25 protein-coding genes are annotated in these 19,329 nt (G+C 59.6%); 11 read left to right on the forward strand and 14 right to left on the reverse strand.

The features are described from left to right. Positions 1-213: 213 nt before the first annotated feature. Together ACA069_RS17195 and ACA069_RS17200 are read right to left on the reverse strand one after the other, a co-directional pair. The gene (locus tag ACA069_RS17195; protein WP_401267596.1) at positions 214-753 is read right to left on the reverse strand and encodes a hypothetical protein; all 540 of its coding nucleotides are present in this window, start codon (positions 751-753) and stop codon (positions 214-216) included. A 225-nt stretch (positions 754-978) separates the two neighbouring features. Continuing rightward, positions 979-1,920, reverse strand: a complete 942-nt coding sequence (locus ACA069_RS17200; RefSeq protein WP_187678397.1) for a hypothetical protein — start codon at positions 1,918-1,920, stop codon at positions 979-981. Positions 1,921-2,226: 306 nt separating this feature from the next. Between ACA069_RS17200 and ACA069_RS17205 the strand changes: the two genes are divergently transcribed. Both ACA069_RS17205 and ACA069_RS17210 read left to right on the forward strand, forming a co-directional pair. Further along, positions 2,227-2,910 (forward strand): response regulator transcription factor, encoded by a 684-nt coding sequence (locus tag ACA069_RS17205; protein ID WP_187678398.1) that lies wholly within the window; start codon positions 2,227-2,229, stop codon positions 2,908-2,910. Continuing rightward, positions 2,888-4,282 (forward strand): sensor histidine kinase, encoded by a 1,395-nt coding sequence (locus ACA069_RS17210; RefSeq protein WP_187678399.1) that lies wholly within the window; start codon positions 2,888-2,890, stop codon positions 4,280-4,282. The genes ACA069_RS17205 and ACA069_RS17210 overlap by 23 nt, the downstream gene beginning before the upstream one ends. Positions 4,283-4,412: 130 nt before the next feature. On the opposite strand, the gene ACA069_RS17215 is transcribed toward ACA069_RS17210, so the two are convergent. From ACA069_RS17215 to ACA069_RS17225, 3 genes are read right to left on the reverse strand one after another with little or no spacing between them, the layout of a single operon-like run. Next, positions 4,413-4,823 (reverse strand): SRPBCC family protein, encoded by a 411-nt coding sequence (locus ACA069_RS17215; protein ID WP_401267590.1) that lies wholly within the window; start codon positions 4,821-4,823, stop codon positions 4,413-4,415. Between the two features lie 22 nt (positions 4,824-4,845). After that, the gene (locus ACA069_RS17220; RefSeq protein WP_401267587.1) at positions 4,846-5,643 is read right to left on the reverse strand and encodes an SDR family NAD(P)-dependent oxidoreductase; all 798 of its coding nucleotides are present in this window, start codon (positions 5,641-5,643) and stop codon (positions 4,846-4,848) included. Beyond that, positions 5,640-6,662 carry an aldo/keto reductase gene (locus ACA069_RS17225; protein ID WP_497614535.1) on the reverse strand — a complete coding sequence of 341 codons (1,023 nt, stop codon included), beginning with the start codon at positions 6,660-6,662 and terminating at the stop codon, positions 5,640-5,642. Before ACA069_RS17225 ends, ACA069_RS17220 begins: the two co-directional genes overlap by 4 nt. Positions 6,663-6,775: 113 nt before the next feature. Here ACA069_RS17225 and ACA069_RS17230 point away from each other — a divergent pair, with 113 nt between their 5' ends. Together ACA069_RS17230 and ACA069_RS17235 are read left to right on the forward strand one after the other, a co-directional pair. Further along, positions 6,776-7,663 carry a LysR substrate-binding domain-containing protein gene (locus ACA069_RS17230; protein ID WP_497614537.1) on the forward strand — a complete coding sequence of 296 codons (888 nt, stop codon included), beginning with the start codon at positions 6,776-6,778 and terminating at the stop codon, positions 7,661-7,663. Positions 7,664-7,720: 57 nt separating this feature from the next. Continuing rightward, positions 7,721-8,647, forward strand: a complete 927-nt coding sequence (locus ACA069_RS17235; protein ID WP_497614539.1) for a LysR substrate-binding domain-containing protein — start codon at positions 7,721-7,723, stop codon at positions 8,645-8,647. Here ACA069_RS17235 and ACA069_RS17240 read toward each other — a convergent pair. The 3 genes from ACA069_RS17240 to ACA069_RS17250 all read right to left on the reverse strand — a co-directional run bounded on the left by ACA069_RS17240 (position 8,562) and on the right by ACA069_RS17250 (position 10,430). Beyond that, the gene (locus ACA069_RS17240; RefSeq protein WP_497618261.1) at positions 8,562-9,161 is read right to left on the reverse strand and encodes a DinB family protein; all 600 of its coding nucleotides are present in this window, start codon (positions 9,159-9,161) and stop codon (positions 8,562-8,564) included. The two genes, ACA069_RS17235 and ACA069_RS17240, sit on opposite strands and share 86 nt — an antisense overlap. A 110-nt stretch (positions 9,162-9,271) precedes the next feature. Continuing rightward, complete coding sequence (locus ACA069_RS17245) at positions 9,272-9,940, reverse strand: HAD family hydrolase (protein WP_497614541.1); 669 nt, start codon at positions 9,938-9,940, stop codon at positions 9,272-9,274. 76 nt (positions 9,941-10,016) lie between these two features. Further along, positions 10,017-10,430, reverse strand: a complete 414-nt coding sequence (locus tag ACA069_RS17250; protein ID WP_401267657.1) for a response regulator — start codon at positions 10,428-10,430, stop codon at positions 10,017-10,019. A gap of 199 nt (positions 10,431-10,629) precedes the next feature. Between ACA069_RS17250 and ACA069_RS17255 the strand changes: the two genes are divergently transcribed. The 3 genes from ACA069_RS17255 to ACA069_RS17265 all read left to right on the forward strand — a co-directional run bounded on the left by ACA069_RS17255 (position 10,630) and on the right by ACA069_RS17265 (position 13,089). Next, the gene (locus ACA069_RS17255) at positions 10,630-11,571 is read left to right on the forward strand and encodes a class I SAM-dependent methyltransferase (RefSeq protein ID WP_497614543.1); all 942 of its coding nucleotides are present in this window, start codon (positions 10,630-10,632) and stop codon (positions 11,569-11,571) included. A gap of 458 nt (positions 11,572-12,029) precedes the next feature. After that, positions 12,030-12,404: a DUF6124 family protein gene (locus ACA069_RS17260; RefSeq protein ID WP_497614545.1), complete on the forward strand. Its 375-nt coding sequence runs from the start codon at positions 12,030-12,032 to the stop codon at positions 12,402-12,404. Between the two features lie 91 nt (positions 12,405-12,495). Continuing rightward, positions 12,496-13,089 carry a hypothetical protein gene (locus ACA069_RS17265; RefSeq protein ID WP_497614547.1) on the forward strand — a complete coding sequence of 198 codons (594 nt, stop codon included), beginning with the start codon at positions 12,496-12,498 and terminating at the stop codon, positions 13,087-13,089. A gap of 53 nt (positions 13,090-13,142) precedes the next feature. Here ACA069_RS17265 and ACA069_RS17270 read toward each other — a convergent pair whose 3' ends face one another. Further along, positions 13,143-13,730: an NAD(P)H-dependent oxidoreductase gene (locus tag ACA069_RS17270; protein ID WP_497614549.1), complete on the reverse strand. Its 588-nt coding sequence runs from the start codon at positions 13,728-13,730 to the stop codon at positions 13,143-13,145. An 85-nt stretch (positions 13,731-13,815) separates the two neighbouring features. On the opposite strand from ACA069_RS17270, the gene ACA069_RS17275 reads away from it, so the two are divergent. After that, positions 13,816-14,454 (forward strand): TetR/AcrR family transcriptional regulator, encoded by a 639-nt coding sequence (locus tag ACA069_RS17275; protein ID WP_497614551.1) that lies wholly within the window; start codon positions 13,816-13,818, stop codon positions 14,452-14,454. Positions 14,455-14,533: 79 nt separating this feature from the next. On the opposite strand, the gene ACA069_RS17280 is transcribed toward ACA069_RS17275, so the two are convergent. Further along, on the reverse strand, positions 14,534-15,166 hold the full coding sequence (locus ACA069_RS17280) for a TetR/AcrR family transcriptional regulator (RefSeq protein WP_497614553.1): 633 nt from the start codon (positions 15,164-15,166) through the stop codon (positions 14,534-14,536). A 161-nt stretch (positions 15,167-15,327) separates the two neighbouring features. On the opposite strand from ACA069_RS17280, the gene ACA069_RS17285 reads away from it, so the two are divergent. Beyond that, complete coding sequence (locus tag ACA069_RS17285) at positions 15,328-15,768, forward strand: hotdog fold domain-containing protein (RefSeq protein ID WP_401267565.1); 441 nt, start codon at positions 15,328-15,330, stop codon at positions 15,766-15,768. 69 nt (positions 15,769-15,837) lie between these two features. On the opposite strand, the gene ACA069_RS17290 is transcribed toward ACA069_RS17285, so the two are convergent. Next, positions 15,838-16,524 carry a GNAT family N-acetyltransferase gene (locus ACA069_RS17290; protein WP_489881008.1) on the reverse strand — a complete coding sequence of 229 codons (687 nt, stop codon included), beginning with the start codon at positions 16,522-16,524 and terminating at the stop codon, positions 15,838-15,840. 214 nt (positions 16,525-16,738) lie between these two features. On the opposite strand from ACA069_RS17290, the gene ACA069_RS17295 reads away from it, so the two are divergent. Together ACA069_RS17295 and ACA069_RS17300 are read left to right on the forward strand one after the other, a co-directional pair. After that, a complete protein-coding gene (locus ACA069_RS17295) occupies positions 16,739-17,062 on the forward strand; it encodes a YXWGXW repeat-containing protein (protein ID WP_187678414.1) in 324 nt (107 codons plus the stop codon). 41 nt (positions 17,063-17,103) lie between these two features. Then, positions 17,104-17,316, forward strand: a complete 213-nt coding sequence (locus ACA069_RS17300) for a YXWGXW repeat-containing protein (RefSeq protein WP_497614556.1) — start codon at positions 17,104-17,106, stop codon at positions 17,314-17,316. Positions 17,317-17,355: 39 nt separating this feature from the next. On the opposite strand, the gene ACA069_RS17305 is transcribed toward ACA069_RS17300, so the two are convergent. The 3 genes from ACA069_RS17305 to tolQ are packed head-to-tail and all read right to left on the reverse strand — an operon-like array spanning position 17,356 to position 19,320. Further along, positions 17,356-18,153 carry an energy transducer TonB gene (locus ACA069_RS17305; RefSeq protein WP_497614558.1) on the reverse strand — a complete coding sequence of 266 codons (798 nt, stop codon included), beginning with the start codon at positions 18,151-18,153 and terminating at the stop codon, positions 17,356-17,358. Beyond that, positions 18,150-18,596 carry a protein TolR gene (gene tolR / locus ACA069_RS17310; RefSeq protein WP_187678417.1) on the reverse strand — a complete coding sequence of 149 codons (447 nt, stop codon included), beginning with the start codon at positions 18,594-18,596 and terminating at the stop codon, positions 18,150-18,152. Before tolR ends, ACA069_RS17305 begins: the two co-directional genes overlap by 4 nt. Positions 18,597-18,609: 13 nt before the next feature. Beyond that, positions 18,610-19,320, reverse strand: coding sequence for a protein TolQ (tolQ, locus tag ACA069_RS17315; RefSeq protein WP_497614560.1), 711 nt, complete (start codon positions 19,318-19,320; stop codon positions 18,610-18,612). Between the last annotated feature and the right edge of the window lie 9 nt (positions 19,321-19,329).

The raw sequence follows: 19,329 nt of genomic DNA on the forward strand, positions 1-19,329 counted from the left end.
GTTGAGGTTGTGTCAGCTCCTTGCTGCACTACACCTCGTCGACGCATTTTTTACTGTGATTAGCGCGCCGGCGCGGGTACTTCGTCAGCGCAACAAGGTGCGCGAGAAGCACTGTAGTTCATACCTCAGCAAAGGCCTGGAACATTTACGTTAGGTGATAGCGCTAACGGAAATATTGATCCAGGCCAGTGAAACAGTCGGATTGTTAAACGATCAGTTGGAGAAAACGAACTGGCCTTTGATCTTTTTCGCGCCAATCAAGGCGAGATCCGGGAACAGCAGCGATTTGACCCAGGCGGCGTAGAACATCATAGCCAGCGTGAAAACCACGCCGAGCACAGTCGACACCGGCTCTTCGCTGTAGCCTACAAACATGCGCGGAACCTGGCTGATCGTGAAAGTGACATAGATCGTGTAAACCACCGCGATCCCCTTGTAGAAGCCCCACGCAAACAACAGCGGAATGACGCCGATAATCAGCATCATGGCCAAAGCCATAGCGATGCCACCATCGTTGATTTGAACAAATCCAGCCAGCATACCGATCAGCCCCAGAATGCCCGTCAGCACCACCAGGAAGGTCACTTTGCCTGAATGTCGTTTTCTAAGGGTCGGGTCCGGGCGCCCCCCGATCCACGCCGCCAACACTCGATCCTTGACCTTGCCACCGGACAGCGCGTTGAAGGTTTCAGTCTTGGACCGGCCGGCGTCGAGCATCTCGATTAGTTGCCGCTTGATTTCCCGCTTGTTCAACTCATTCATCCTTAAACGTGCGAGCAACGGCCGACCCGTTGCCGCCGGCGATTCTCGCCGCTGGCCCCGCAGAAAGCAAAAAGCCGCTACCACCCGAGGGTAGTAGCGGCCGAGGCAAAAGCCCCAATAGAGCAATCAGTGCACGAACAGGGCGATCAGAATAATGATCGGGATCGGTATGCCGAGGAAAAACAGCAGTAATGAGCGCATGGTGATTCTCCCTTTTTAACGGACTGGAGGCACAGTGGTGGTAGTGGTGTAGGTATCGACTTCAACGTACTCGACCGCATCCCGACGACGACCGCCGTAGGTTGCCGCTAGACTGGCGAAGAAGGCACCGGCCAGCAGCGCGATGAACATCCACAGCGAGGTCAAGGCTGCGACTTTGGCGGCGGTGTCGGCAGCTTGTTGGGCTTTCAGCTTGGCGTCGGCGATGGCTTTCTGGGTGCGGGCATACACTTCGTCGACACGACGCTCAGCGTCCGCCTGACTCAGGTTGGTACGTTGCGCTACCAGTTGCGCGAGGTAGGTGCGGTCTTCGGCGCTGAGCTGACCGTTGGCCAGGCTTTGGGTAAAGATTCGCGCCACTGCGCCATGTGCAGCGTCATCACTGACAGAAGCTGGACGGTCATCGCGGAACAGGTTGTCGATGTAATAACCGTACTGGTTGCTGTCAGTGTTTGCCGCTGCATTTCCGGCCGCTTGGGTCACGGCGCTTGCCGCACCACCGACCACACTGGCACCGGCCTGAACGCCACCGCTGATCACGCTGCTGACCGAGCCGACCACCAGAATCGCAGTCACCAGTGTGGCCACGCACCACGCCAGGAACCCATGAGCGGTGTCGCGGAAATACACTTCGTCACCGTGCATGTTCGCCCATTTCACTCGCAGACGACCGGCAATATAGCCACCCAGACCGGAAGCAATGATTTGCGTCGCCGCCAGCCAGACAATCGTCGTAATACCCAAGCCCTTGGCGCTGATGCCCTCACCGGCCCATGGTGAAACCGCAGAGAATCCCAAACCGAAGCCGAGCAGCACCAAAATCATCGACAGTGCTGCGGCCGCCGCCGCACCGGCGAAGATCGCCCCCCAGGACACGCCTGAGACGTTGCTCGACTCTCCTTCGTAGGCAGGATAAAACCCATCAGAGGATCTATTCATTGTTGTAGTGCTCCAGGCATGAAAAATGGTGTTACAACTCGTCGAAACATGAATTGCAGTGACCGTGCCATTCGCCAAGAATTAATAAGTCATTAAATTTCAACAAGTTATAAAAGATGAACTTCTTAGGACGTTGCAATTTGCAAAGTGCAGCCGATTTCAGCGGGTTTTATGCATTGGCATCGATTGCAGCAGGCGTCGACATTTGCATGTGCCATAGCCCGAAGATGAAAGTTAATTTAAAGCGCCGCGGAAAATTCTTGGCAAAATGCTGCCATTCCGTTTGAACCGATCAAGGCCTGCCCTATGACTCGCATATTGACCATCGAAGACGACGCCGTGACCGCCCGGGAAATCGTCGCCGAACTCAGCAGCCACGGCCTCGACGTTGACTGGGTCGACAATGGCCGCGAAGGCCTCGACCGTGCCGTGAGCGGCAACTACGACCTGATTACCCTCGACCGCATGCTGCCGGAGCTCGATGGTCTGGCCATCGTCACCACCCTGCGCACCATGGGCGTGGCGACGCCGATCCTGATGATCAGCGCCCTCTCCGATGTCGACGAGCGCGTGCGCGGCTTGCGTGCCGGTGGCGACGATTACCTGACCAAACCCTTCGCCACCGACGAGATGGCCGCGCGGGTCGAAGTGTTGCTGCGCCGGCAGAACAGCGGCGCCACTCAAGCGACGACGTTGCGGGTGGCGGATCTTGAGCTGGATCTGATCAGCCACGAAGCACGCCGCGCCGAGCAGGTGCTGACGCTGCTGCCGACCGAATACAAATTGCTGGAATTCCTGATGCGCAACAGCGGACAGATTCTGTCGCGGATGATGATTTTCGAAGAAGTCTGGGGTTATCACTTCGACCCCGGCACCAACCTGATCGACGTGCACATCGGCCGTTTGCGCAAGAAGATCGACGCGGCGGGCAACGTTCCGCTGATCCGCACGGTACGGGGCTCGGGTTATGTCATTGCCGAACCCGTCTGACGGCTGGCGCTCCTCCAGCAGCCGCTTGCTGGCGCTGTACAGTTCGCTGTTCGTGGCGTGGAGCGCGATCCTCATGGGGGTCATGTACTACGAGGTTTCCGGCTACCTCGACAACCTCGCCAAACATTCGCTGATGCAACGTCAGCACCTGTTTTCGCACTTTCGCGGCCAGCAACTCGATGAAGCGCTCGCCGCGAGCATGACCTTCGATATTCGCGGCATCGACGCTTACGGTCTGTTCGACGCCGAGGGCCGCTACCTCGGTGGCGCCTTGCAACAACTGCCGGAAGGCCTGCCGCTGGACGGCAAGATCCACATGCTTTCCGAATGCGCCGACTCCGACGATCCGACCCTGCCCGCCGACAGCTGCGATGCCGTCGCGACGCAAACCCGCGATGGTCGCTGGCTGGTGCTGCTGCGCGATAACGGCTCGCTGTTCGCCGTGACGCGGATCATTTTGCATGCGTTGTTCTGGGGCGTGTCGCTGACCATTCTTCCGGGGATCGCCGGTTGGCACCTGCTGCGGCGCCGCCCGTTGCGGCGCATTCGTGCGATTCAGGATCGCGCGCAAGCCATTGTGGCCGGCGACCTGACCCAGCGTTTGCCGCTATCCAACCGCCGCGATGAACTGGACATGCTCGCCGCCATCGTCAACGCGATGCTGGAGCGCATCGAGCGCCTGATGAATGAGGTCAAAGGCGTCTGCGACAACATCGCCCATGATCTGCGTACCCCGCTCACCCGCTTGCGCGCGCAGTTATATCGCATGCAGCAACAGGCCGGTGAAGGTTCCCAGGAAGCCGCGCAACTGGATCTGGTGCTGGCCGAGGCGGATACGCTGATGGCGCGGTTTCGGGGGTTGTTGCGGATTTCCGAGCTGGAGGATCGTCAGCGCCGTTCAGGGTTTGTCGAACTGGACCCCGTGTTGCTGCTCGAAGAACTTCACGAGTTTTACCTGCCGCTGGCCGAGGAAGGCGAGCTGCGCTTCGAACTGAACATGCCGGAGACCTTGCCGCCGCTCAATGGTGATCGGGCGTTGTTGTTCGAGGCCTTGGCGAATCTGCTGAGCAACTCGATCAAATTCACGCCCGCCGGCGGCACGGTGATTTTGCGTGGGGTGAATGATGCCGGGCACACGCGGATTGAAGTACACGACTCAGGCCCGGGGATTCCCGAAGCCGAACGCGAGGCGGTGTTCCAGCGTTTCTATCGTGCCGAGGGCGGGCAGCCGCAAGGTGGTTTTGGCCTGGGATTGTCGATTGTCGCGGCGATTGTCAGCTTGCACGGCTTCAGCCTGGAAGTGCGCAGCAGTGACTTGGGTGGGGCGAAACTGGTGCTGGATTGTCGGCAGAGCCTGATCGCCAACACCTGACCGCTACCTTGGAATGCAATCCCTGTAGGAGTGAGCCTGCTCGCGATAACGGTGTATCAGTCAAAGAAGATATCGACTGACCATGCGCCATCGCGAGCAGGCTCGCTCCTACATTGGATTGTGGCGTTCTTCAGGCCGGGTAATTGGCCCGAAGGGCCTCTAGGCCGCCCTGGTAGATGCCGCTGAACAACGCCACCACTTCCTCATCGCTCACGCCTTTGGCGGTGAAACGCCCCGACCACGTGACCCGTGCGCCCTGCCCTTGGGCTTCAACCTTGATCGTCGCCAGGTAATCGGTGGCCGGGAACGGTGCCTGTTCAATCGAATAGCTGTAGGTCCTGGCGGCGTTGTCGAACGTTTGCAGACGTTCAATCACCACGGCACCATCGGCGGTTTGCAGGGTGCGTACACGCCCGCCGTCGCTGAGTTCGCTGTTGGGAATGAACGGCAGCCAGTCCGGCAGCGTGTTGAAGCCGCCGATCAATTGCCAGACCTGATCGGCCGAAGCCGGGATGTCGATGGTTGCGGATGCAGTTGCCATAAAAACGTCTCTCGTAAGGAATTCAGATTGTCAGGCTGTCGACCACACCACCGTCGACCCGCAAGGCGGCGCCGGTCGTGGCCGAGGACAGCGGTGAAGCGATGTAGGTCACCAGATGTGCGACCTCTTCGACATCGGCCACGCGCTGGATGATCGAGGTCGGACGCGCCTTGCGCACAAAGGCATCGGCCTCATCGCGCAGGTTGCGGCCGGACTCGGCAGCGGCGTCCTTGAGCATCTCCTCCAGGCCATCGGTGAAGGTCGGCCCCGGCAGAATCGCATTGACCGTCACGCCAGTGCCAGCCAGACGTTTAGCCAAGCCATGGGACACCGCCAGATTGGCGCTTTTGGTCACGCCATAATTGATCATGTCGGCCGGCGTCGCCACCCCGGATTCCGAAGACAGGAAAATCACCCGGCCCCAGCCCTGCTCGACCATCGCCGGCACATAATGCCGCGACAGACGCACACCGGAAATCACGTTGACCTCATAGAAGCGCGCCCACTCGCTGTCCGGCGCGTCGAAGAAGTCGACGTCATTAAAGATGCCGAGGTTATTCACCAGAATGTCGGCTTTCGGTTCTGCGGCGAAGAGTTTCTCCGCGCCTTCGGCGGTGCCCAGATCCGCCGTCAAACCGCGCAACTGGGCGCCAGGCACCTTCTGGCGAATGCTCGCCAGTGCCTGCTCGACCTTGGCCGTGTCGCGGCCGATCACCACCACCGTAGCGCCGGATTCAGCCAGCGACTGGCTGATGCCCAAACCGATACCAGCGGTGCTGCCGCTGACAATGGCGAGTTTTCCACTCAGATCAATCTTCATGCTTTCACCTCATCGATTGGCAATGGTGCACGTTCGGACACCAGTTGTGCGTCACGCATGGCCTGCCAGAAACCAGCAGGAATGGTCGCCGACAGTGCGGCCACGTCTTCGGCGATGCGACCCGGTTTGCTCGCACCGGGAATCACCGCTGCAACCGCTGGATGAGCCAGCGAAAATTGCAGGGCAGCGGCTTTCACATCAACGTTGTAAGCCGCAGCGATGCGTTTGATCTGTTCAACCCGGGCGACGATTTCAGGGTTGGCCTTCTGGTATTCGAAGTGCGCGCCACCGGCCAGGATGCCTGAGCTGTAAGGGCCGCCAACGACGATTTCAACGTTTTGCGCCAGCGCCGCCTCCATCAGGCGTTGCAATGGACGTTCGTGGTCGAGCAGCGTGTAGCGCCCCGCGAGCAGGAAACCGTCCGGCTGCGCCTCGGTCAGATCCAGCGTCAACTCGCACGGCTCGACCTTGTTCACGCCCAGGCCCCAGCCCTTGATCACGCCTTCTTCACGCAAACGGGTCAGCACTTTGAACGCGCCGGTGCGGGCCTGATTGAAATATTCCAGCCATTGATCGCCGTAGAAGTCCTGAGCAATGTCGTGCACCCAGACGATGTCGAGACGGTCGGTTTGCAGGCGATTGAGGCTGTCCTCGATTGAACGCAGGGTCGCGTCGGCGCTGTAGTCGTTGACGATCTTGTTCGGGCGACCGTGTTCGAACACCCCGCTCTTCTCGCCCAGATCGCGGGCAGCGGCGTCTTCGACTTCATCGAGAATCACCCGGCCGACTTTGCTGCTCAGCACATAGTCGTCGCGCTTGTATTGTTTCAGTGCTTCACCGAGGCGGATCTCCGACAAACCCGAGCCGTAGAACGGCGCGGTGTCGAAGTAGCGCACACCGGCATCCCATGCGGCATGCACGGTGGCCTGCGCTTCTGCTTCGGGGATGGCGCGGAACATGTTGCCCAGTGGGGCGGTGCCGAAGCCCAGTTGGCCGGGCAGTTTGTCTTTCAAGCTCATTGGATTGTCCTCATTCGTTGCGTGGTCTGCGTGACCGTTGAGCAGATCCTAGATTGCGACACCGAGACCGTCCAAGACATAATGCGCAGCACTTGAGTCCCTAGAGGTCTGACATGATCGACATTCGCCAATTGCGCTACTTCGTCGCCGTCGCCGAGGAAGAGCACGTCGGCCGTGCTGCCGAGCGGCTGCATATTTCCCAGTCACCGCTGAGCCGGCAGATCGCCCAGCTCGAAGAGCGCCTGGGCCTGACGCTGTTCGAGCGCAGCCAGCAACGCATTCGTCTGACCCGCGATGGCCAGACCTTCCTCGCTGAAACCCGCGCCCTGCTGACCCACGCCAATCGCCTGGAATCCCTCGGCAAGCGACTGGGCCGGGGCGAAGAAGGCGGGTTGTGCATCGGCTACATCGAAAACGCCATGCACGCCGGCGTCCTGCCCAATGCCTTGCGCGTGCTGCGGGTGGACCGGCCGAACGTACATGTCGCGCTGTACAACCTCAGTTCCACCGAGCAACTGGAAGGCTTGCGACAGCGTAGTCTCGATATTGCCTTGGTGAGTGAGCCGCCGACCGATGACGATCCGGATCTGCTCGGATTTCAGGTACTCGATGATCCGATGCTGTTGGCGTTGCCGGAACAGCATCCGTTGGCTGGCAAAGCCTCATTGAGTCCAGAGGATCTGGCCGATCAGGAATGGATCGGCGTGCAGCCACGGCAGGATGCGAGCGATGAGTTCGTCAGCGCGTGCATCCGTGCAGGCTTTACCCCGGATGTGCGGATGCAGGCGACCGAGCCGTTTACCGCACTGGGGCTGGTGGCGTCGGGGTTGGGGATTGCCATGATCCAGAAGGGTTTGAGCCATAACGCCCCACCGGGGGTGGTGCTGCGCGAGGTGCCGTGGCTGGCGTTTACTACACCGCTGTGGGCGGCGTGGCACCGGATCAATTTGCGGCCGTTGGTGGAGACGTTTCGCAAAGTGCTGACAGGCACCGCCCCCTGACTTCAGGAATGACTGGTTTCACTACACTGAAGAATCCGCACATCGGAGGCTTTGGGCATGAACCGTAACGACCTGCGCCGCGTCGACATGAACCTGTTGGTGATTTTCGAAACGCTGATGTTCGAAAAGAACCTGACCCGCGCCGGGGAAAAACTGTTCCTCGGCCAACCGGCGGTCAGCGCTTCCCTCGCCCGTCTGCGCGATCTGTTCGACGATCCGCTGCTGGTGCGCAACGGCCGCACCCTCGAACCCACGCAACGGGCGCTGGCGATCCTCAAGGAGCTGCAACCGGCGATGGACACCATCTCGGGTGCCGTCAGCCGCGCCAAGGATTTCGACCCGCTGGCCAGCCGTGACGTGTTTCGCATCGGTCTGTCCGACGACGCGGAATTCGGCCTGCTGCCGCCGCTGCTCAAACAGCTGCGCGAAGAAGCACCGAACGTGGTGGTGGTGATCCGCCGGGTGAATTTTCTGTTGATGTCGTCAATGCTCGCCACCGGGGAAATCTCCGTGGGCGTCAGTTACACCACCGAACTGCCGGCCAACGCCAAGCGGAAAAAGCTGCGCGATTTACGCTGCAAGATCCTCCGTGCCGACGACCGTCCCGGTGCGCTGACCCTCGACGATTACTGCGAGCGCCCGCATGCGCTGGTGTCGTTTTCCGGGGATCTGGGCGGGGCCATCGACAACGATCTGGCGCGGGTCAATCGCAGCCGTCGCGTGGTGCTGGCAGTGCCGCAATTCGCCGGGTTACGGGCGATTCTCGCCGGCACCGACATGCTCGCCACCGTGCCGGACTTTGCGGCGTGTGCACTGGTTGAAGGCAGCAACGGTTTGCGTGCCGACGACCCGCCGTTCGACATCGTCCCCTCGGAGCTGTCGATGGTCTGGAACGGTGTTAACGACAACGACCCTGCGGAACGTTGGTTGCGCTCGCTGATTCCCCATCACATGTCGGCTCCGCTGCCGCTGGAGGCGCACTGAACGCTTTGAAATTCGGGTCGACCTCGCGCAGATACACCGGCAGATCGGTCATCGGCGGCATCTGCGGAATCTCGAAATACATCTGGATCACCCAGCCACGGTGATAGCTGTTGTGGTTGATCACATGCAGGAAAATCGCCCCGGCGTTCATGCTGCCGCCGTCGCCGGAGACGAACTTGAAATCGATCTCGCGATTGAGTGAAGCCTCGGTCTGTTGCTGGCTCCAGGTGCTATACCAGCGATCGACGTCCTGCTGGGCCTGGCGCAATTCGCCGAGATCGGCGTGCACCAGATCATGGGAAGACTGAAAGCCATGGTCTCGCCCCTCAAGGTGCGCCTGCCAGATGCGGTCAACCACGTAGATGTGGTTCAAGGTGCCGATCAGGTTCTTGAAGATCGTTTTGCGCTCCTTGGTGATTTCCTCAGGAGGCAGTGCTTGGAGGCTGTCGAACAGGCGTTGATTGGCCCAGGATTTGTAATCAGCGAACAGGTGGGCAGTGGCCAGGTTGATCATCATTAGGCTCCGCAGGCACAAAAAGGCTGAGCCTAGGATAGCCCGAGTTGGCGCGGGCGCCGTGGGGCCTGATCGTCGGTCACGATCTACCCCACAGCAATCGTGGTGTGTCAGGTATTGTGCAGGTGAAGCTGACCGGCGCTGTCGACTCTGACGCTGACCGAGTCATAACTGGCCAATGTCGCATGAGACGTTTCGAGTGGATGCTGGTGCGTCGTGGTGATGATCATCAGCGGCGCGCCGGCGGCTTCGGCGGCCTGGATGCCGACGGTAGCGTCTTCGAAAATCAGGCAGTCGCGGGGCTCAAGTCCCAGGCGTTTGGCGGCCAGAATATAACCGGACGGATCGGGTTTGCCGGCCTTCACATCCTCGGCAGTGATCATCACCGCAGGCTCGGGAATGCCCGCCGCTGTCATCCGCCGCAAGGCCAGATCCCGCGGCGCCGAAGTGACCATGGCCCAGCGCTCGGCGGGCAGGCGCTTGAGAAACGCTGCCGCACCGGGAATCTCGACAATGCCTTCAACGTCGCCGATTTCCGCCTCGGTGATGAACGCCGCTTGTTCTTCGGCATTCACCCCCGGCAAGTTCAGGCGATTGATGGTGTCGATGGCTCGCGCGCCATGAATGGTCGGCAAAAACGATTCGACGTCCACGCCATGCCGCACGGCCCAGGCTGACCAGATCCGCTCGGCGGCGGCGATGGAATTGAGAACGGTGCCGTCCATGTCGAACAGGAACGCGCCGAACGCGCGGTCAAAAACACAATCGTGAGCAGACAAAGGGTCGCATCCTCTGGCAATGGCAGTCAGGTTGGTCGGGCAATGTAGCATCTGCCTGACCGACGAACCCAGTGCTTCAGTGCAGAAGCGGCGCCTTGGACTTCAGCGCACCTACCACGCAGTCGAGCAATTGACCGATGGCCCAGGGCTTTTTGATAAACGCCACGGGGTACTTGACCCCGGACGTCTCCGGCGTTTCATAGCCGGACATGACCATCACCGGTTTGTCCGGCCAGCGGTCGCCAACCAGATTGGCCAGATCCGCACCATTGAGGGTGCCGGGCATGGTGATATCAGTCAGCAGCAACGCCACTTCCGGCGCATGCTCCTCCAAATATTGTGATGCGGCGTCAGCACTGGTCTGCGGCGCAACCCTGAAACCTTCCTCCTGAAGAATTTCGCAGAGAAACTCCAGAATCAACGGATCATCCTCAACCACCAGAATCAATCCGTCAGGAAGGTGCGTGTCCGCCGTCGGTGTTGGGCACATGGAACTGCACTCCCTGAATTGCATTAACGATTTAGCGGCTTGAATCCGCTGCTTATCTGGTATGAGCGGCGGGTTCTGCAGAAATTCATTTTTGATACAGGTGTTTTCCGAATAGTCGTTTTTGTCCATTGGCGACAGGCGTTCGCGAGGGCGTAATTGTGGTTAAAATGCCCGCCCTTTTGCTTGCCGACCGTGACCGATGAACCCTGAAGCCCTCGCCACCCTCCACGCCCATTTGCTGCCCGCGCTCGCGGCGGCACCGAGCGAGACCCGCCGCCTGTTCCACGGCCGCGGACGTTGCTGGCCGGGGCTGGAGCAGTTGACCGTGGACTGGCTGCAAGGCGTGGTGCTGGTGTCGTTGTTCAAGGAGCCGGCGCCTGAACAGCTTGAAGACCTCAAGCGCTTGCTGCTGGACATCAGTGGTTCGAATGAGTGGCAACAGGCCGGCGCGCATACCTTGTTGATCCAGCACCGTTACCTGCCGCAGAGCACCGCACAATGGCTGGTCGGTGAAGAGATCGACGAAATGACCGTCGTCGAAGGCGGCTTGCAATACCGCGTCGATCTCGGTCGCAAGCAGAACGCCGGGCTGTTTCTCGACATGCGTTACGGGCGCAATTGGGTGCGCGAACAGGCAGACGGCAAGCGCGTGCTGAACCTGTTTGCCTACACCTGCGGTTTTTCCGTCGCGGCTATCGAGGGGGGCGCCAGCCATGTGGTCAACCTGGACATGTCGCGCGCAGCGTTGAGCCGTGGACGCGACAATCATCGGTTGAACGGGCATGACCTGAGCAAAGTCAGCTTCCTTGGCCACGACCTGTTCAAGTCCTGGGGCAAGGTGATCAACAGCGGCCCGTATGACCTGGTGATCATCGACCCGCCGTCGTTCCAGAAAGGCAGTTTTCTGCTGACCAAGGATTACCAGCGCGTACTGCGCCGTTTGCCGGAACTGCTGACTGCTGACGGTGTGGTGCTGGCGTGCATGAATGACCCGGCGTTCGGTTCAGACTTCTTGATTGATGGCGTGACGCAGGAAGCGCCGAGTCTGCACTTTGAGCAGCGGTTGGAGAACCCGCCGGAGTTTCCTGACATAGATCCCGAAAGCGGCCTGAAGGCCCTGGTCTTCCAACGCACTCACTGACACAACAATATCCCCTGTGGAGCTGCCGCAGGCTCGGGCCGCGATCGGACGATCTTTTGATCTTGCCCCTTTAAAAACCAGATCAAAAGATCGCAACCCACCGCAGCTTCCTGCGTATTTCAATTCGGGATGTTTAAAAGTTGTTTCGAATTTGCAGAACCTTCCCACAATGTTTTCAGGTTGTCCGCCGGACGTCAGGTCTCTAGCCTGTGCTCGTCGCTGCCAATTCAGCGACCGGGACTGGAAACCCCGTGGGACTGCAGAACGCAAAAGCGCCATTCATGACGTATGATTGCGCACCTTTTTGGTGTGCACTTTGTTATGGCGGCTGTGCGTGGGGGACCTTCGGGTCGTCCGGGTTTCTCTGCTCCCCGGGTTTCCAGCCTTGCGTACAGCTGCCACCCATTCGACCGGAAGCCGAATGGACCAGCTCCACAGCTTAGAGAGAGAAGAACACCATGAAAAAACCAACACCCAACCCGCCAGAATCAAAAGCCACCACCGACACCACATCCCCCTACGCCTCAGTCGACAGCAAAAAACTCCACGAAGCCGCCGACCGCGCCCTTGATTACTACCTCAATCCCGGTGCCGGCATCATGTCCAACGCCAACGAGCCGGAGTCCATGTACTTCGCCAACCCCAGGTACAACACCGAATCCCTGCTGGCCAACGCCAGCGAAACCCTCGGCTCGGCCAGCGAAATGCTCAACAACTTCGCCGCTTCACTACCGCCCTCACATCGCAAAACCGCTCTGGGCATCGCCCAAATCGTGATGCTGGGTGAACTGGCAGTCAACCAGGCCCTCGATCACGTAGAACTGCAACCTTAGGCAACTCCCTCACCACAGTTTTTCCAAGCCAATCCAGGAAAACGCGACCCAAAATCAGGGGTCGCGTTTTTTATATCAATCCGCAAACTGCATGGATAATCTGTTTTCGATCATTCCTACGCAGAGCGTCGGCATGATCAATACACCGCAAGCGTTTTCATGCCCGCTGATTTACCAGCCATGCTCGAAGGGAATACCGAGGCGCAAAGTGATAAGGAAATTTTTTACGAACAGGCAACTTAGTCTGTGGGTGGTGGCAGTTCTATCGGTCAGTGCGATCTTTATGGCTTTTCTGATGCTTGGCGATATTTCGAACCGCCACGATATGAAAATGATCAAAACGAAAGAACCGTTGATGATCGAAGGTCCAAATGGCGACGAGAATTACTATGTCCTGCCTCTGGGTACCACGCTATATCACGATAAAAGTTTTCCTGAAGGGCATGATCGTTATGTGGTGTATCTCAACCATAAAGGTGCTATTGCTCACGAAGACGTACCGATGAAACCTGAGTATGGCGGTTCCTTTATTGATCCGCTCTGGTTGGCCAATGTTGATGCGGACAATTTGAAAGACATTTTCAAGCGTTTCCCGCTTTCCAAAAAAGACATCGCCGCCGCTATCAAAGCCAATGAAATAACCAAGGATGATTTGGCCGACATCATTCGCTCGATGCCAGATTGATCGACTCTGTAGGAGCCGATCGCGGCCCGAGCCTTCGGCAGCTTTTACAGAGGTTACTTGGCCATTTGAGTGCCGAGTTCTCGGGCGACATTCAGTTGCTGCCCGGGATCACGCAACTCCGACTCCGGCAGCAACGTCGAACTCAGAACCGTCGCCCCGCTGTAATCGAAAATCCCGTGTTCGATCTGCGCCTTCATCGCCGCGCCATAGCCATGACGCTCATAGGTGCGCGCATCCGCCCCGGCGAGTTGGACCAGATGCACGCGCATGCGCTGAAGCAGCTTCACATGGCTGAGGTCACCGCCGAAATCAAACGCCCAGCCATTGCTGAAAACCCGGTCGATCCAGCCCTTGAGCAGCGCCGGCATCGACCACCAATACACCGGGTACACCAGCACCAATGTGTCGGCGCGATCAATGCGTGTCTGTTCGGCCAGCACATCTGCAGGCGGCTGAGCCTCGCGGTGATGCACGGCAAAATCCGCAGCGCCGAAGCGTGGTTCGAAGCCTTCAGCGTATAGGTCGGCGAATTCGACGGTGTTGGATGGATCAGCCAGTGTCAGGCCTTCGGCGATCTGCGCCGCCACGCCATGAGTCAATGAGCGAGGATCGTGATGCGCGATAACAATCAATGCGTGCATGGGAAATCTCCTGTTGGTGAAGACAGACCAAGGCTTATATACTCTTGGTAAGTTACGGAAAGTAAGTTACGTTTGGTATATAGCGATGTCAACCCACGAAATGTCCGAAGAGAATTCCCCCCCCCAACCGCGCCGGCGTCTGTCCCGTGAAGACCGCCTGCGCCAGTTGCTCGACGTTGCCTGGCAGATCATCCGAGTCGAAGGCACCGATGCCCTGACCCTCGGTTACTTGGCCGAGAAGGCTGGCGTGACCAAGCCGGTGGTCTACGACCACTTCGTCACGCGTGCAGGATTGCTGGCGGCGCTGTACCGGGATTTCGATGCCCGTCAGACCGTGGTGATGGATGCCGCTATTGCTAACTGCGAGCCGTCGTTGGTCGGCACCGCGTCAGTGATCGCAAGTGCGTATGTCGATTGCGTATTGCTGCAAGGCAACGAAATTCCCGGGGTGATTGCCGCGCTGGCCAGCACGCCGGAACTTGAGAAGATCAAGCGTGAGTACGAGGCGATCTTCCTTGAAAAATGTCGGAGCGTCCTTGCGCCTTTTGCCAGTGGCGGGCAGATCACCCAAGCGGGACTGCGGGCAATGCTCGGCGCCGCCGAAGCGCTTTCCCAAGCGGCAGCCAACCGCGAAATCAGCGCCGAAGAAGCCAGCAACGAGCTTTTCGCAACGATCATTGCGCTGGTCGAAAGAGCGGCCGCCCGCGCGACTATTGGAACTTGAGCCCCCCGGCGCTTGAGCCTCACGGGCTCCACTTCCTCCCCATCAAAGAGCTTTGCGGCTCTTTTTTTGTCTGCGTAAATCAGCGCGAAGGTTCGTTGTCACTGCGAATAGACTGCCACACCGCTTGCGCCAGCAACTCGCGATACGCCGTTGGACTGCCCTTCACCCTTCCTGCCAACCAGGCTCGGCAATAACTGTCGGCCTGGCCGATGATCAGCGACGGCAACAGTTCGGCAGGCAGCGCCTTGAGTTCGGCGGCGCGCCCGGACTCGGCCAGCCACTCACGCAGACGCACATTGCGCGTCTTGTTGCGCTCGGCCAATTCTTCCTTGAACGGGCCCTTGGTCACGGCAAACCGCGCGTGGTACTGAAACCGCGCCCATTCCGGTTGGCGCTCGACCCAATCGACATAGCTGAACACCAGCGCCTGCACGCCTTCTTCCGTGGTGTTTGCCGCGTCCAGATAGGCGTCACGCAGGCGCGCCTGATCCTCAAGGGCGGTAAAGAACAGCGCCGCCACCAGGCCTTCCTTGTTGCCGAAATGGTGGTAGATCGCACCGACGCTGGTATCGCATTCGGCGCGGATCATGTCGATGGTGGTGGCTTCGATGCCCTGCTCGTTGAACAGGCTCAGGGCCTTGCGAAAAATATCGCGCTTGAGTTCGGCCCGGCGGCCCGGGTAGCTGCGTTCAAGTAAATCTGCGGTGTCCATGCGGCTCAAGCCTGAAATATGGAGTTGAAAAGGCACGCCGTGCCTATGGCAAAAACGCGCCTAGGTTGACAGATTTCCCACAGACAGAATACCGTTCAGTTACAGAACAATATTCTGTAACGGAACATAATTCCGTAAAACGCTTCCATTGAGGTTTCTCCATGAGCCAGTTTCTCAGCATGTTCAATAGCGCAGGCCCTCAGGCCTTCAGCCAGATGGCCTGCCAGGTTGCGCCGTACTTCAGCAGCATCAACCCGCTGGTGACCGAGTTGCGCGCGAATGCCGCGACAGTGCAAGTGCCGTTTCGCCGCGAGATCACCAATCATTTGGGCACTGTGCATGCGATCGCCATGTGCAACGCGGCGGAGCTCGCGGCCGGGATGATGACTGACGTCTCGATCCCAGCAGGCGCCCGCTGGATTCCCAAAGGCATGACCGTGGAATACCTGGCCAAGGCGAAAACTGATGTGACGGCCGTGGCCACTGGCGACGGCGTCGATTGGCAGAGCGAAGGCGACAAGATCGTCACCGTGGACATTCACGATACCGAGGGCAAACACGTGTTCACGGCGCGGATCACCATGAACGTGAAACTTGCCTGAACACTGCGGCCACAAAAAAGCCCCTGCTGCCGGACTCGCAACAAGGGCTTTCGGGATGCCTATGGCTGATCAGTGAACGGTCAGCCGTTGGCGGACAAATTCCTCGGTGTGACGGGTGGTTTGATCGAGATGCCTGTCGCGCTGCTTCTCGGCATCGAGCATGGCGCGCTTGCCGTTTTTCTGTAGCAGATAGGTGTGGATCTGCTGCACCTCCAGCGAACGGTAGATCGGCATGGTGTCGATGAACCCATGCAAGCCGTTGCTGCGGTAATGCCGCGTACTCATCAGCACTTGCGTCTCGCGCTGGCCGATCACCTCAAAGCCCAGTGCCTCGAAATACGGGACTTTGCCGACAGTGCATGCCAGTTCGGCGTGGGGATAACGCCCGACCATTTCACTGATCATTGCCCGCGCCACGCCTTGACGCCGATGCCCTTCGCGCACGGCCATGTAAGCGACGCTGCACGCCTCCCAATCGCCCTGCACCGGCAGGTACAACAGGAAACCGATGACTTGCTCCGGGTCGTCGTCATCGGTGGCAACCAGCAATTCCACATCAGTGCCCTTCTCGCCATTCAACGCTTCCAGATACAGATGCACCTCATAGCCGACCGCGTACTGATAGACGTTGTACAACAGGTTGCTCGGGCCGAGCCCCACGGCGCTGATGTCGGTCAGGTAGTCGACGACCATTTGCAGAATCTGGCTGTTGACGCCTTCGGGGCATGGGGTTTTGTAGTGGGTGATGCGTGGCATGACGAGCGACCTCCGGCGGAAAACCGCGACATCATACCTTGTGGGCTGACTTCGCCTGTATCGGCAACGACAAATCGAATGTGGCCGAGCCCTTACGTTCCCGCAGGGTTGTGCCTGAAAAAAATTTCATCTACGGCAAACAGGATTTTTCGCGGATTTGGCATCCAATTCTTCAGCTGCGTTCACTTTCCGACGCAGGCCTTGAGGAGTTGTCATGAGCGTTTTGCGTTCCCTGTCCAAATGGCGAAAAACCTGGCTGCTGGTGCCGTTGACCCTCGCAGCGCTGGCCAGCGGCCCGGTGTTTGCCCAACAAGTGGTGATCGTCCAGCAAGCCCCACCGCCTATGCGCATGGAAGTGATGCCCGGCCCGCGTCACGGCTATGTCTGGGACCAGGGCCATTGGCGCTGGCAAGGACGTGGTTATGTGTGGATGCCCGGTCACTGGCAACCGGTGCGGTACAACGCGCACTGGAAACCGGGGCACTGGCAGGCACGAGGGCCGAACTGGTTCTGGGTTGAAGGGCACTGGGTGCGTTGATTGCAACGCGCCTGCACTGATCACTTTGCGGGAACACCATCATGTCGAAAGCCGTTAAATCTCTGCTCGCCGCCACGCTGGTCGCCATCACCCTGTCCGGCTGCGTCGTCGCGCCGGCCCGGCCGCATCGGCCACCGCCGCTGGTGGAAGTCGTGCCGGTCATGCCTGCACCGGGTTATCACTGGGTCGCCGGTCACCACCGCTGGGCCGGTGATCAATGGCGCTGGGTACCGGGGCACTGGCGGGCGTATTGATCGTTGAGGACTGGCGTCACCGCGGTGGCGCCGCCGCATTCACTTGATCCGATAGTGAAAGGTATTGCGCACCGCCGGCACTGACACGGCGACGCCGTCGATGATCCGCGGCTGATAACGGAAGGTTTGCGCCGCGGCCATCGATGGGCGAATAAACAATGGATGGCAGCCGTCCAGCACCTTGGGGTTTTCGACCCGGCCTTGCGGGTTGACCGTGTATTCCACGGAGCAATCACCTTCGATGTTTTTATCCAGTGCCCGCTCCGGATATTCCGGCGCTTCTTTGCTCAGCGGCAGGTATTGGCGGCTGTCGGCCAGCGCTTGCTGGCGCGCACGTTCGGCCTGCTGCGCCTGCTGTTGGGCCTGGGCGGCCTGTTGCTGCGCAGCCTGTTGCTGCGCCAGACGTTGCCGGGCGGCGTCGTCTTCACGCTTGCGCGCTTGCTCGCGTTGTTGCTCGGCCAGTTGCTCGCGTTTGCGCTCTTCCACTCGCTTGCGCGCCAAGGCCGCTTGTTCGATTTTTTGCGTTTGCGGTGCTGGCTCGACCTTTGGCTTGACGGGTTCGACCGGCGCCGCCGCCACCGGCTCGATGACCGGTGCAGGCGTCGGTTCAGGCGCGGGAGGTTGCGCGACGGGCGGTGCCACCATCACTAATTGCGTGGTCAGCACCCGAGGTGGCGGAACCTGCGGGATCGGCGGCGACCAGGCGTTGATCAGCAGCACTAGCACCACGACGTGCAAGGCCACCGCCAGCGTCGCCGCGAGGCTGTGTTGCCAGAAAGGGTTGCGCGGCATCGGCGCGCAAATCGTTGCAGGACTGTGCATGATCATCGCCGTCATTGCGGGGCCTCGGTCACCAGCCCGAGGTTAGTGACACCACCCTGTTGCAACGCCGCCATGGCCGCCACAACACTGCCGTAACCGGCGTCCTTGTCGGCGCGGATGTACACCTGCGTGTCAGCACGCTGCGCGACGATCTGCTCGACCTTGGCGCGCATTTCATCAAGGGCCACGGCGCTGTCGGTCTGATGTTGGGTGTCGAGTTCGCCGCCCAGATTCCAGTAATAACCACCCTCGGCTTTCACCGACAACGTCAGGATTTGCTGGCGCGTGTCGGTAGCCAGGGCTTCGCTGGCGATCTTCGGCAGTTCGACTTTCACGCCTTGGGTGAGCATCGGCGCGGTGACCATGAAAATCACCAGCAGTACCAGCATCACGTCGATATACGGCACCACGTTCATTTCGGCCTTTGGCCCGTGCTTGCGTTGCGGCCTGACTAGCATCGTGTTTCTCCTTTCAGGCCGCAGCGGCGAGGTTCAACGGCGAGCCGTGCAATTGCCGATGCAGGCGCACTTGCAGCTCGTTGCCAAAGGCGTAGTAACGGGTGAGCAAAGTCTGGCTGCGTGCCGAAAAGCGGTTGTAGGCGATGACCGCCGGGATCGCCGCGAACAGGCCGATGGCCGTGGCGATCAACGCTTCGGCAATGCCCGGCGCCACCGTCGACAGCGTCGCTTGTTGCACCTGAGACAAACCGAGGAACGAGTTCATGATCCCCCACACGGTGCCGAACAGGCCGATGTAAGGGCTGACCGAACCGACCGTGGCGAGAAACTGCAGGCCCTTTTCCAGTTGCACTTCCTGTTCGCTGATGGCGACGTGCAGCGCGCGTTCGACACCTTCCTGCACCGCATCGGCGTTGCCGTCAGCGTGCCGGTTCAGGTGATTGAACTCGGCAAATCCGGCATTGAAGATCGGCTCGATCCCGGCCTCGGCCACCGACACCTGCGCCGACTCGCGATACAGCGGCAACAACTCCGGGGTGTGGCGGAAACGCTGGACGAAATCATTCAGGCGTCGCTCGCGTTGTTGCAGCACGCGACTGCGCAGCACGATCAGATACCAACTGAGCATCGACGCCAGCAGCAGAATGAGCATCACGGCCTTGACCAACAGGCTCGCATCGCTGATCAGCCCCCAGATTGTCATGTGTTCGAGTGTGGCCTGCATGGTGAAACT

It is taken from the genome of Pseudomonas sp. LBUM1652, assembly GCF_059716105.1.

What these genes read in the sequence shown, in the direction of transcription:
- ACA069_RS17265 (WP_497614547.1), top strand. Translation starts at nt 12,496, where the DNA reads ATGGATAATCTGTTTTCGATCATTCCTACGCAGAGCGTCGGCATGATC.
- ACA069_RS17205 (WP_187678398.1), top strand. Translation starts at nt 2,227, where the DNA reads ATGACTCGCATATTGACCATCGAAGACGACGCCGTGACCGCCCGGGAA.
- ACA069_RS17260 (WP_497614545.1), top strand. Translation starts at nt 12,030, where the DNA reads ATGAAAAAACCAACACCCAACCCGCCAGAATCAAAAGCCACCACCGAC.
- ACA069_RS17305 (WP_497614558.1), bottom strand. Translation starts at nt 18,153, where the DNA reads ATGACGGCGATGATCATGCACAGTCCTGCAACGATTTGCGCGCCGATG.
- ACA069_RS17235 (WP_497614539.1), top strand. Translation starts at nt 7,721, where the DNA reads ATGAACCGTAACGACCTGCGCCGCGTCGACATGAACCTGTTGGTGATT.
- ACA069_RS17220 (WP_401267587.1), bottom strand. Translation starts at nt 5,643, where the DNA reads ATGAAGATTGATCTGAGTGGAAAACTCGCCATTGTCAGCGGCAGCACC.
- ACA069_RS17210 (WP_187678399.1), top strand. Translation starts at nt 2,888, where the DNA reads ATGTCATTGCCGAACCCGTCTGACGGCTGGCGCTCCTCCAGCAGCCGC.
- ACA069_RS17285 (WP_401267565.1), top strand. Translation starts at nt 15,328, where the DNA reads ATGAGCCAGTTTCTCAGCATGTTCAATAGCGCAGGCCCTCAGGCCTTC.
- tolQ (WP_497614560.1), bottom strand. Translation starts at nt 19,320, where the DNA reads ATGCAGGCCACACTCGAACACATGACAATCTGGGGGCTGATCAGCGAT.
- tolR (WP_187678417.1), bottom strand. Translation starts at nt 18,596, where the DNA reads ATGCTAGTCAGGCCGCAACGCAAGCACGGGCCAAAGGCCGAAATGAAC.
- ACA069_RS17215 (WP_401267590.1), bottom strand. Translation starts at nt 4,823, where the DNA reads ATGGCAACTGCATCCGCAACCATCGACATCCCGGCTTCGGCCGATCAG.
- ACA069_RS17200 (WP_187678397.1), bottom strand. Translation starts at nt 1,920, where the DNA reads ATGAATAGATCCTCTGATGGGTTTTATCCTGCCTACGAAGGAGAGTCG.
- ACA069_RS17295 (WP_187678414.1), top strand. Translation starts at nt 16,739, where the DNA reads ATGAGCGTTTTGCGTTCCCTGTCCAAATGGCGAAAAACCTGGCTGCTG.
- ACA069_RS17225 (WP_497614535.1), bottom strand. Translation starts at nt 6,662, where the DNA reads ATGAGCTTGAAAGACAAACTGCCCGGCCAACTGGGCTTCGGCACCGCC.
- ACA069_RS17230 (WP_497614537.1), top strand. Translation starts at nt 6,776, where the DNA reads ATGATCGACATTCGCCAATTGCGCTACTTCGTCGCCGTCGCCGAGGAA.
- ACA069_RS17270 (WP_497614549.1), bottom strand. Translation starts at nt 13,730, where the DNA reads ATGCACGCATTGATTGTTATCGCGCATCACGATCCTCGCTCATTGACT.
- ACA069_RS17255 (WP_497614543.1), top strand. Translation starts at nt 10,630, where the DNA reads ATGAACCCTGAAGCCCTCGCCACCCTCCACGCCCATTTGCTGCCCGCG.
- ACA069_RS17280 (WP_497614553.1), bottom strand. Translation starts at nt 15,166, where the DNA reads ATGGACACCGCAGATTTACTTGAACGCAGCTACCCGGGCCGCCGGGCC.
- ACA069_RS17300 (WP_497614556.1), top strand. Translation starts at nt 17,104, where the DNA reads ATGTCGAAAGCCGTTAAATCTCTGCTCGCCGCCACGCTGGTCGCCATC.
- ACA069_RS17250 (WP_401267657.1), bottom strand. Translation starts at nt 10,430, where the DNA reads ATGTGCCCAACACCGACGGCGGACACGCACCTTCCTGACGGATTGATT.
- ACA069_RS17275 (WP_497614551.1), top strand. Translation starts at nt 13,816, where the DNA reads ATGTCAACCCACGAAATGTCCGAAGAGAATTCCCCCCCCCAACCGCGC.
- ACA069_RS17290 (WP_489881008.1), bottom strand. Translation starts at nt 16,524, where the DNA reads ATGCCACGCATCACCCACTACAAAACCCCATGCCCCGAAGGCGTCAAC.
- ACA069_RS17240 (WP_497618261.1), bottom strand. Translation starts at nt 9,161, where the DNA reads ATGATCAACCTGGCCACTGCCCACCTGTTCGCTGATTACAAATCCTGG.